Below are 11,355 nucleotides of genomic sequence, written 5' to 3' on the forward strand. Positions count from 1 at the left end.
GATCGACGGCAACAACATCGTATTGACCGATGAAGGTAAAGCGGCCTTGGATCTAGGCCAAAGCTTGCCAGAAATCAGCTTGGTCACCAGCGGTTCAGATACACCAGCAACGGCCGCAGCGACGCCTGTTGTTAGCTTAATCAATGATGCTCCTGTAGCAGTAGATGACATAGAATCTACCATTGAAGACGGTGGTGTTATTACTATTGATGTGCTTGGAAATGATTATGATGAAGAAGGGGATGACATTAGTATCACCTCTGTTTCAGTGCCTGAATCTCAGGGTACTGCTATCGTTTCAGATGGTAAGATTCTCTTTACTCCAGCACTCAACTTTAACGGTGCTGCAACGATCAGTTACACCATTTCTGATGGCGAACTAACTGATACTGCCGAGGTAAGTGTTTCGGTTTCCGCAGTTGATGATGCTTCTGTTATTACAGGTGATACTGAAAGCTTTGTATATGAAGAGGATAATAGCGTTGTTGATGGGCTTGTGTTTACTACCGGTACTTTGTCTGTTACCGATGTTGATATTGATGACAACCCAAGTTTTGATACAGATAGTGTGATTGGTGCCGATGGCAATATCGGTAACCTAGTTATTAATGAGGCTGGTGAGTGGACTTATACCGTTGATGCAGCCAATGAGCTTCAGCATCTAGCTGCGGGTCAAACTTTGATTGAAAGCTTCACCGTAGCTGCAACAGACGGCACAACTGAAACCATTAGTGTGACGGTCCGTGGACAGGACGATGAATCTGTTATTGCAGAACCAAATCAAGTGATTAGCTTCTCAGAGGATATACCTGCTGCTTACATTGCAATACCTTTCTCTCTAACCATTAGTGATATTGATGATGGAGATACACCAAGATTCGAAACGACAACGGTTCAAGGAGAGTATGGTTATGTAGAGTATGTAGAATCTTCAACAACAGTTGGTTCTGGTACTTGGTCTTATCATTATGATTACGATAAAGGTCAGACCCTTGAATCAGATATTTTTACAGAAGTCTTTACTTTAACTGCTACTGATGGATCAGAATATAAGATTACCGTTAATATCAATGGGGTGAACGATGTACCGGTTGTAGAAGCTATTGCAGAGTACGCTGCTACTGAAGGTGGTGAACTACTTGAAGGCCAGGTAGATGCTACCGATGTTGATAGCGAAAATCTGACTTTTGCTATTACTAGTGGTGAACAACCTGGATTTACGCTAAATAGTGATGGTAGCTGGACTTTTGACCCGACTAATATTGCTTTTGATTCGTTATCTGAAGGCGTTACTCAAGATATTACTATTGATGTTCAGGTTAGTGATGGCAGCAACACGGTATCTCAGGCTATCACTATCACGGTGACTGGTACTAACGACCTACCTACTGCAACGGCTGTTGTTAGTGAGTCCGTTCTTGAAGGTGCGACTAGTATTTCAGGTGTTATTGACGCACAAGACATAGACGGTGACGAGCTATCTTACTCTGTTGTTGGTGATGCTCCTGCAGGTTTCGTATTAGATGGAAATAGTTGGAGTTTCGACCCATCTAGCTCAGCTTATGATGATCTAGCTGTAGGTGTGTCAGAAGTTGTTTCTATCGAAGTATTGATTGATGATGGTAACGGAGGTACAACAACACAGACCATTAACTTAACCGTAACTGGTACTAATGATGCTCCCGTAGTCGCTCAGTCTGTTGATCAAGCTGTCAATGAAGGGGATGGTTTGTTGTCTGGCACTATTGCGGCAACAGATCCAGATGGTGATAGTTTGACCTATAGTGTTTCAGGAGAAGCGCCAGCAGGTTTTGTATTAGATGGCAACAGCTGGACATTTGATCCGACTAATGCCGCTTACAACAATTTAGCTGCAGGAGTAACAGAAGTAGTATCTGTTGAAGTTCTAGTCGATGATGGAAATGGTGGTATTTCAACCCAAACTATTAATTTCACTGTGACCGGTACGAATGATGCACCGCAAGTGGATGCATCTTCTGTGTCTTATAGTGTTACTGAAGGTGAAACAGTCGTTGTTGGCTTGGTGAATGCTACTGACCCAGATGGAGATAGCTTAACTTACAGTGTTGTTGGTGACGCTCCTGTTGGTTTCTCATTAGACGGTAACTTCTGGGATTATAATCCACAGGACATCACGCTTGCTCTAGGTGAATCTACAACAGTATCGGTAGATATCCTTGTAGAAGACGGTAATGGTGGTTCAACAACTCAAACGATTACCTTTGATGTGACGGGCACTAACGATGCACCTCAAGTTACTGCAACGGTTGCTGAAATGGTAACAGAGGGTGGGGCGCTAATTTCAGGGTCAATTGACGCTACTGATGCTGATAATGATAGCCTAAGCTACTCTATTAGTGGTGATACACCAGCAGGCTTCATTCTAGATGGCAACAATTGGACCTTTGATCCGACTGATTCTGCTTATAACAGCCTAGCGGCTGGGGTAACAGAGGTTGTATCTGTCGAGGTGCTAGTTGACGATGGTAATGGTGGTACAACAACACAAACCATCAGCTTTACTGTAACTGGAGATAATGATGCGCCTACGGTTGTTGCAAGCTCAGTACAAAGTGTTGATGAAGTTTCTCTAGATGCTTCTTCAGCTAACTCAGTACAAGGTAGCTACACAGTTGCTGATCCTGACGGTGATTCCGTATCCGTTAGTTTGGTTGCTCCAACTGCTAGCTATTCTTCCCAGGGGCAGGATCTAGCTTGGAGCTTGTCTGACGATGGTAGTCAATTGGTTGGTGCCGTAGCAGGACTTGCAATCGTCACGGTAGCGTTAACTGATGTTACTGATGAAGGTGGGAACTACACGGTCACACTTAATGGCCCAATCGATCATTTAAGTGGTGCTTCTGTTGAAGATATAGCTTTAGAATTTGGGTTAGCCATTAACGATGGCTTGAGCAGTGTAACCGAAACCATTAGTGTTACTGTGAATGATGACGTACCAACAGCTGTGACAACCAATGCGACTCTTGACCTTTCTAATATAGATACAACACCAGAGGCTGCTGAATCTTATTCAGTATCCTCGATATCTGCGAGTTTCAGCTCAGTAGATATGACAAGTGGTGATCAAGGTCGTTACCGTGTTAAAGATACTGATGGTGATGGCGATGCAGATACAGTTAAGTGGAGAGATTATGATCACTCTGCTTCCAGTTACAGTTTTACTGATGCCGTAGATCAATCTAGCATTGAAATGGGTGAAAACTTTACAGTGGCTGAATTCACTCACACCAATAATTTGATTTACTCAAACTATCAAACTTTAGATGCTGTTGATTTCAATATGTCGTTCACTATTGAGATTGATGGGGAAGCAACAACAGTAAATCTAGTATTACCGTTAGACCATACTGAGACTGTGAATGGTATTGGTTTAGATAACGATACGGTTACTATGACTTCGTTGCCTTCGACAACGGTTGAAGTAAATGGGGTAACTTACGAAGTATCGTTAAAAGGCTTTATGGATAATAGCGGTAATATTGTGCCCACTATTTCTACTCCAGAAGAGTCTTCATCCACTTATTCCATTGTTGCTAATATAGATGTAGTTGGTGCAAGTATAGATGGTGCCGTAGGCAGCATTGATGATGGCACAGTAATTGATGATTCTGTTGAGGGTGCAAATGATATTGCAAGCTCTGTATTAACTGGCACAGTCGATATTGATGCTGGTGCGGACGGATTAGCTAATGTTGTCGCAAACTCTACAACAGACGCAAATGGTACTTTAAGCATAGCTGCAGATGGAAGTTATACCTTCACGCCGAGCACAGATTTGCTAAACGGTACAGGTGATGTGAATCTGACTTATGAATACATCGTTGTAGATAATGACGGTGATTCAGTAGTTAATACTTTGTCGATTGATGTGGTACGTGATGCAACTGTTCCAGTTGGTCAAATTTCTGTTGATAGTGTTACTGATGCGGTCACTGACGTGTCCATTACTATTACTGATGTAACTAATAGCTCTGATAGTAATATTGAAGGGTATGACTACTCCACATCCAATAGTATTAACAATCAAAACCTTGATAGCACGGATGGCTTTGGTGCCGGTGGGGATACTATTCAGTCAACGAATAGCTCAGCTGATATTGATGATACAGATATCTCAATGGGAGCGGGTGATGACATAATCAGAGGCTTTGATGATATTCAAGGGAACTCTACTATTGATATGGGAGACGGAGACGACTTTATATATCAATATGATGATATTAAAGAGAATGCCAAAGTCAATATGGGTGAAGGAGATGATACGGTCTTACTCGGAGGAGATTACAGTAGCTCTCAAATTTTAGATGCCGGTGACGGCAACGATATGGCGTTGGTTTATAACAATGTTAGTGGTGAAATCCACATGGGAGCTGGAGATGATTGGCTATATGTCGCTGGAAGTATTTCTGATACTTTAGATGGTGGTTCTAATGATGCTGATTATTTAACTCTAGGCTCATATTCTTACTCGGATTATTTGGCTGACAAAGATAATATTCGAACGCAACATATTGAAGATTTCGAATACATCAAATTTAGTGATAGCAATATTCTAGATGTATCAGCAGGTATCATCACAACAGACCCAGATGTTCAGGCTGTTTTCCAAAATGGTACGGGGAGTTCCAGCGTATATAGTTATGAGATTGATGTTGAATCTAGTGTTGCTGGTTCAGCTGTGAACATTGGTAATGTACCGTCTGGTGCGACTCTTCTGGACGCAAATGGCAATACAATTACACCTAATGACGACGGTAGTTACACTATTGCTGTGGATGAAACTGGTAAGGCAACTGTAACTCTTGAAAGTGATTCTGAGTTAGCTTCTGATTCGTTAAATGCTATAACAACCAGTCAGAACTTGGTGGCTGTAACAGGTAGTGCATCAGATGGTTACATAGCTAGTGGTGATGTAGTAACACTGGAGGTTAATGGTAATAGTTACACTACTACGCTTGCAGATGATGGTACTTGGAGCGTTATGGTAGAAGAGTTAGACTTAGAAGCCGATAATCTATTTGATGTAACCATAACTTCTTACGATAGTGAAGGTTCGCCAGTTGAAACCAGTACCAGTCATACTTATGTCGATAATGGCTCAGACGACCCTATTGATTCACCAGAGCAAGACGGTTGGGTTAGTGTAGATGAGCTAAATGCTCTTCATACTGATGAAGCGAATCAATACGGATCAGATGGTCAAATTGATGCCGATAATTTATGGGATCACAATACACTTTATGGTGATGACGGTAACAACACTATATATGGTGAAGATAATAACGATACTGTTTATGGTGGTGCGGGTAATGACCTAATTTATGGCCAGTCTAATAACGACACGCTTTATGGTGGAGATGGAAACGATAAGATATCTGGGGGAGACAACCCAGACAGCTTATACGGTGAGGCAGGCAATGATTATCTCATTGGTGGCTCAAACTCAGATACTATGTATGGTGGCACTGGTAGCGATAAGTTAGAAGGTGGCGATAATAATGACTATCTAGATGGTGGTGAAGGCAGTGACTTGCTGTATGGTGAAGGCAGTGATGACACCTTATTGGGCGGTGCTGGTAATGACTATTTAGATGGCGGTACAGGATCAGATACCTTGTTAGGTGGTGATGGTGACGATGTATTGTTTGGCGGTGATAATTACGGCAACGATACTTTAACAGGTGGGGCGGGTTCAGACTTGTTTGTTTTAACCAGTTCGGATCAGGGCAAAGACACTTTAACAGATTTCATTGCCAGTGAAGACGTTCTCGATGTATCTGATCTACTGGATGTTCCAGATGATGCTGATGATATTGGCGCCTACTTGAATGAACATTTAAGTGTCACATCGGATTCAATTGGTATTGTTGAGAGTGAATATTATACGAAAGAAGTTGCGACCTTCGGTGATGATTCGCAAGTGTCATCAGGTGGAACGATTAGTGTGATCTACAATGATCAGGAATACACTATTAATACCGATGGCTAATTCTTAGCTAAAGGGTGTGATGCAAAAGCCGAGTTTTATAACTCGGCTTTTTTATGCCTGAAAAAAGTTTAGGAGAAGGTGAGCTGAGGTTTTATGGCGCAATGGTTTCTAAAATACTTGCCTTAACATGGCTAGAAAGCCATTGAAAAGGTTGCTTTTCTTGAAAGTTTTTATAGAAAATTAGATTTATTTCAAACGTTGGCAGTGGCACAGGCAAAGGAATTGCTGCTAGAGGTAGGCTGTCTTGGCTTGTTTGAGCAAAATGTTTAGGTAAAACACAAATTAACTTTCGCCCTGAAACCACTTGTCGAACCGTTAAAAAGTTTCTGGCTGTGAATACAACATTCCTTTGTAAATCGAATTTTTTTAACTCCTCGTCAACCTGTGTGTGTGTTCTACCATCGGCACTCACAAGGGCATGATCGATGCTGGCAAATTGAGTTGCGCTAATTTCCTTACCTAACGCTAACTGGCTGGGGTCATAAAGGCAAAGGTGGTCCTCGATATACAGTGTCTCCACTTGAAACTCGTTAGTATCAGGGGTGATGCTGCCAATGACAATGTCGAGATTCTCCTCTTCGAACATAGTTAGATAATTTTGCTTGTTTACATTGTAAAAGCTGATAGAGGCGTTAGGTGAATGATGACGAATAGCGTCGAATAAATGTGCTGAAAAGAGTTGTTCGGCGTAATCCGTTAAACCTATGCGCCAGGTGCCATTGAATTGATTTGGTATGAACTCCTGCTCAGTAAAAAGCTGATGCTTAATTGTTTCTAGCCAATGCTCTATGATTGGGTAAATTTCTCTTGCTTTGCGTGTGGGTTGCATTTGAGCCCCTTTTCGATGAAAGAGGCTATCATCAAAAAGACTACGTAAGCGCTGTAGTGTGTGACTCATAGCAGATTGGCTAATATAGCATTCCTTTGCAGCTTTGCTGACACTTTTGGTCCGATACAGGGTTTGAAAAGCAACAAGTAGGTTTAAATCGATATTTTTCCAGTTAAACTGCTTCATCATAATGTCCTGTTTAAATAATACTATGTATTAAAACTATTAATTTGAATCATGTTAAGGTTTTTTTTACAGTGTCAGGAAATTAATCGAGATACGGAACATGACTGATATTTTTAAGACATTTTTTCTACTAGGTTGCTATTGTTTTGGTGGGCCTGCTGCGCACATTGGCTATTTTCGTAATCACTTTGTAGAAAGAAGAAATTGGCTCTCTGAAGAAGAGTTTGCTCAAATTGTTGCCTTAAGCCAATTCTTACCCGGCCCTGGTTCAAGCCAAGTTGGTTTTGCATTAGGGTACAAAAAAGGTGGAATAATAGGCGCTTGTGCGGCTTTTTTAGGCTTTACATTACCCTCAGTCTTATTAATGCTTTTGCTTGCTAGTATTGGTAGCTATGTTACGGACATGCCTTTTTATCAGGGGTGGGTTCATGGCCTTAAACTGCTTGCTGTGGTTGTGGTGGCGGATGCCACTTTAGGTATGTACAGAAGCTTTTGTACGAGTAAACTGCAAATTTCTTTGGCTGTATTGACGGCTGTGGTGCTTTTAGTGCTGCCCAGTTTAGGGAGCCAAATGTTGGTGTTGATTCTTGCGGGAGCCATTGGGGCGAGTAAGTTGAGTGCTAGGAACGAAGTGGCTATAGTATCCTTTAAGCCTTCCTACGCACCTTTGGCACTGTTTGTTTTGTTGCTGATTGCCTTGCCTCTTTTTGCAGCTTATGAGCCCTTGATTATGGTCTTTAATCAGTTTTATCAAGCGGGCAGTTTAGTATTTGGCGGTGGTCATGTAGTGTTACCACTAATGCAAGAGTTTATTGGTGATCAACTTAGTTCAGATCAGTTGTTAACTGGCTACGCAGCAGCTCAAGCGGTGCCCGGGCCGATGTTTACACTAGCTACTTACTATGGTTATGAAATATTGAACCAATCTGTTTTTGCTGCATTGTTAGCGACTTTAGCCGTGTTCTTACCTGGCTTTTTGCTGTTATTAGTCGTGTTGAAAAATTGGCAAGCGTTAGCGCACAAACCTAGAGTAGCTGGGGCGTTAAAAGGTATCAATGCGAGTGTTGTCGGCCTTTTAATAGCTGCCTTGTATCAGCCTGTTTTTAGCACTGCGGTATTAAGTGGTACTGACTTGGCCGCTGTTCTGCTAGGGCTGTTCCTTTTAAAGCAATTTAAGGTATCTATTCTGTGGCTTATTTTAGCGTTCAGTATATTTGGTACGATACTTTAGCTCGAAAGCCTAGGTTACTTTGAATAAAGTAACCTAGGCTGCTTTTGATTATGAAGCGCTTTCAATACTAGGAATGATCTCTGTGCTGAGTAAGTTATGTAGGGCATCTCTGTAGCCACTGCGGCCAGAGGGTAAATATTCTTGCGATGTGATGGCAACCGTAAGCTCTAACTCTGGAATCACATAGATCATTTGTCCTCCGTACCCCCAACCATAGTATCCTTGATAGCCTGCAAACTTTTGAATAAACCACCCGTAGCCATACAATCCTTCGTGAAATTGGGATTGAGTTTTGGCTTGCCAACTCTTTTTGATCCAATGTTCAGATAAAATGCGTTTACCTGATTTTGTTACACCCCCGCGTCGATACAGTTCACCAAAAGCAAGCAAGGATGCAGGAGTCATCCCTAATTGATTTCCTCCCATCGGTATACCTTGGGGGTCTGTTTCCCAGCTTTCAATGCGAACTCCAGACCCTTGTAACCATTGATTAGCGAGCTTATAGGTGTTCTTGCCTGTTTGTTGCATGATGATTGCAGACAATAAGTGGGTGTTTCCTGTTGAATACACCATATTACCGCCAACTTCTTCAATAAAGGGTCTTGTTAATGCTGTATTGACCCAGTTGCTACTGGCAACCCAAGCCCCATAGTTTTTACCAGATGTACTCATTAGGCCAGATTGCATACTCAGCAGATGCTTTAATTTAATTTGTTGCAGTTGTTTGTTGTTCTTTACTGAGGGCGGGAGCTCTAATAATTCTGTCACTGACTGCTCTTCACTTTTGATGATATTTTTATCTAGTGCTATGCCGATAAGTCCAGACATGAGCGATTTAGAAGCAGATTTTATATTAGCAACAGCATGAATTTTCGTGCCGTTATAGGCTTTAGCCCAAATAATGTCACCCTTGTAGGCAATATGGATTGTTTTTAAATTCGAAAAACGGCTGGCCGAAGCGTCCATGCTGTTTAAATCTACTGCTAGAGCGCTTATGCTGAGTAAGCTGCCAGTTACAGTGATTGCGAGAGTTAAAACGTTCATCATGTATCAACCGGTAAGTGTGTTTAATCATTGAGTTGTTTCCAATGTTAGCATGTACCATGAAGGAAAATGCTCAGGATTCAGCTGGTTTTGTGGTTAAAGAGTGCAATCTTTAACAGGCTGCCTAAATCGGATAATAACAATAAGTGTAACGATAGGGATGAATAATGGAAAAGATCATTTCAACTAGCCTTAGCAAAAGGCTTCACCAAAAAGATAACTTGGCCGTTGCCATTACTGCGTTACCTGAGGGTGCTGAAGTGGAGGGCGTGACGCTGATTGATAAGATACCTGCTGGTCATAAATTTTCAGTACAAGGCCTGAGTAAAGGTGAGCATATTATTAAATACGGTCAAGTGATTGGTTATGCAGCTTGCTCTATTGAGGCGGGTAGTCATTTGCATTCACACAACATAAAAATGTTAGAAACTCAGCACTCTTTAAATGGATTTTTACCAATGCAGAGAACTTCTATTCTTGCAAATCGCCGTAGCTTTCAAGGTTTTGCTCGGAGCAATGGTCAAGTTGGTACGCGTAATTATATTGGTGTTATTTCTACTGTGAACTGTTCAGCAACAGTGTCAAAAGTGGCTGCAGAACAGCTTAACCTTGAGGGTGAGTTAGAAGCGCTTGGTTATGATGGTGTGGTGGCCATAACTCATGGCAGCGGATGCGGAATGAGTACTGGTTCTGAAGGCTATGCATTGTTTGATCGTGTCATTCAAGGCTATGCCGCTCACCCAAACTTTGCTTTTGTTTTTGTTGTTGGTCTGGGTTGTGAAACTTATCAAATTAAGGCGCTACGGCAAAATATGGATGAAAAGCACGGCTCTCGAATACATTATTTTAATATTCAGGAGGCAGGCGGAACTCGTGAAAGCATTCGAGTAACAAAAGATGCTATATACAGTAAGGCACAGAAGCAACCTAAACCTATGCGGCAAGAGGTAGGGTTAGAGCATCTCTGTGTTGCTCTACAATGTGGTGGTTCTGACGGCTACTCAGGAATCACTGCGAACCCTGCATTAGGGTATGCATCAGATTTAATAGTTCGTAATGGCGGTAAGGTTATTTTATCTGAAACGCCAGAAATATACGGCGCTGAGCACCTATTACTCAGTCGAGCAATTCATAAAAGTGTGGCTGAGAAACTGCTTAAGCGGATTGATTGGTGGAAGCAGTATACTCGCATGAATAAGGCAGAATTAAATAATAATCCTAGCCCAGGTAATAAGCAGGGCGGGCTAACAACGATTTTAGAAAAGTCTTTAGGTGCAGTGGCAAAGTCCGGAACTTCAAGTCTTAATGATGTTTTAGAGTATGCAGAGCCTTGTGTTGAGCAAGGCTTCAATTTTATGGATAGCCCAGGCTACGACCCTGTCTCTGTTACAGGGCAAATTGCTTCTGGAGCGAATTTGGTTTGCTTTACTACTGGACGGGGTTCAGTGGCCGGTTTTAAACCGGCTCCCTGTATTAAGCTAGCTACAAACACACTTATGTATGCTCGCCTCAAAGAAGATATGGATATCAACTGTGGTGTGATAGTAGACGGCAAGCAATCCATTGAACAGGTGGGTGAAGACATTTTCGATAAAATCATAGCAATTGCTTCTGGAGAGCAAAGTGCTAGTGAACTATTGGGCTATGGCAGTAATGAGTTTGTGCCTTGGCCCCTTGGAGCCGTGATCTGACCAAAGAAAAACGCGTTGCGGGAGCCCGTTACGGATTAGAAAGTGAACCAACGACCTTATTGAGATTGGTTTCAGGAGCCCGTTACGGATTAGAAAGTGAACCAACGACCTTATTGAGATTGGTTGCGGGAGCCCGTTACGGATTAGAAAGTGAACCAACGACCTTATTGAGATTGGTTACGGGAGCCCGTTACGGATTAGAAAGTGAACCAACGACCAATTATTGGAATTGGTTACGGGAGCCCGTTACGGATTAGAAAGTGAACCAACGACCTTATTGAGATTGGTTTCGGGAGCCCGTTACGGATTAGAAAGTGAACCAACGACCTTATTGAGATTGGTT

Annotated in this window: 6 protein-coding genes; 4 read left to right on the forward strand and 2 right to left on the reverse strand. The window is 42.1% G+C overall.

Translation table 11 applies throughout. The features are described from left to right. Positions 1-22 precede the first annotated feature (22 nt). Positions 23-6,031: a VCBS domain-containing protein gene (locus ACYVGZ_RS05090; RefSeq protein WP_460752115.1), complete on the forward strand. Its 6,009-nt coding sequence runs from the start codon at positions 23-25 to the stop codon at positions 6,029-6,031. Positions 6,032-6,122: 91 nt separating this feature from the next. Here ACYVGZ_RS05090 and ACYVGZ_RS05095 read toward each other — a convergent pair whose 3' ends face one another. Beyond that, positions 6,123-7,049 carry a LysR family transcriptional regulator gene (locus ACYVGZ_RS05095; protein ID WP_460752117.1) on the reverse strand — a complete coding sequence of 309 codons (927 nt, stop codon included), beginning with the start codon at positions 7,047-7,049 and terminating at the stop codon, positions 6,123-6,125. A 97-nt stretch (positions 7,050-7,146) separates the two neighbouring features. Between ACYVGZ_RS05095 and chrA the strand changes: the two genes are divergently transcribed. Continuing rightward, positions 7,147-8,277, forward strand: coding sequence for a chromate efflux transporter (chrA, locus tag ACYVGZ_RS05100; RefSeq protein WP_460752120.1), 1,131 nt, complete (start codon positions 7,147-7,149; stop codon positions 8,275-8,277). A 48-nt stretch (positions 8,278-8,325) separates the two neighbouring features. Here chrA and ACYVGZ_RS05105 read toward each other — a convergent pair whose 3' ends face one another. Then, complete coding sequence (locus ACYVGZ_RS05105; protein ID WP_460752122.1) at positions 8,326-9,324, reverse strand: serine hydrolase domain-containing protein; 999 nt, start codon at positions 9,322-9,324, stop codon at positions 8,326-8,328. Between the two features lie 164 nt (positions 9,325-9,488). On the opposite strand from ACYVGZ_RS05105, the gene ACYVGZ_RS05110 reads away from it, so the two are divergent. Both ACYVGZ_RS05110 and ACYVGZ_RS05115 read left to right on the forward strand, forming a co-directional pair. Beyond that, positions 9,489-11,012, forward strand: a complete 1,524-nt coding sequence (locus ACYVGZ_RS05110) for a UxaA family hydrolase (protein ID WP_460752125.1) — start codon at positions 9,489-9,491, stop codon at positions 11,010-11,012. Next, complete coding sequence (locus ACYVGZ_RS05115; protein ID WP_460752128.1) at positions 10,988-11,269, forward strand: hypothetical protein; 282 nt, start codon at positions 10,988-10,990, stop codon at positions 11,267-11,269. The genes ACYVGZ_RS05110 and ACYVGZ_RS05115 overlap by 25 nt, the downstream gene beginning before the upstream one ends. Positions 11,270-11,355: the final 86 nt, after the last annotated feature.

This window comes from Marinomonas epiphytica (assembly GCF_054780655.1).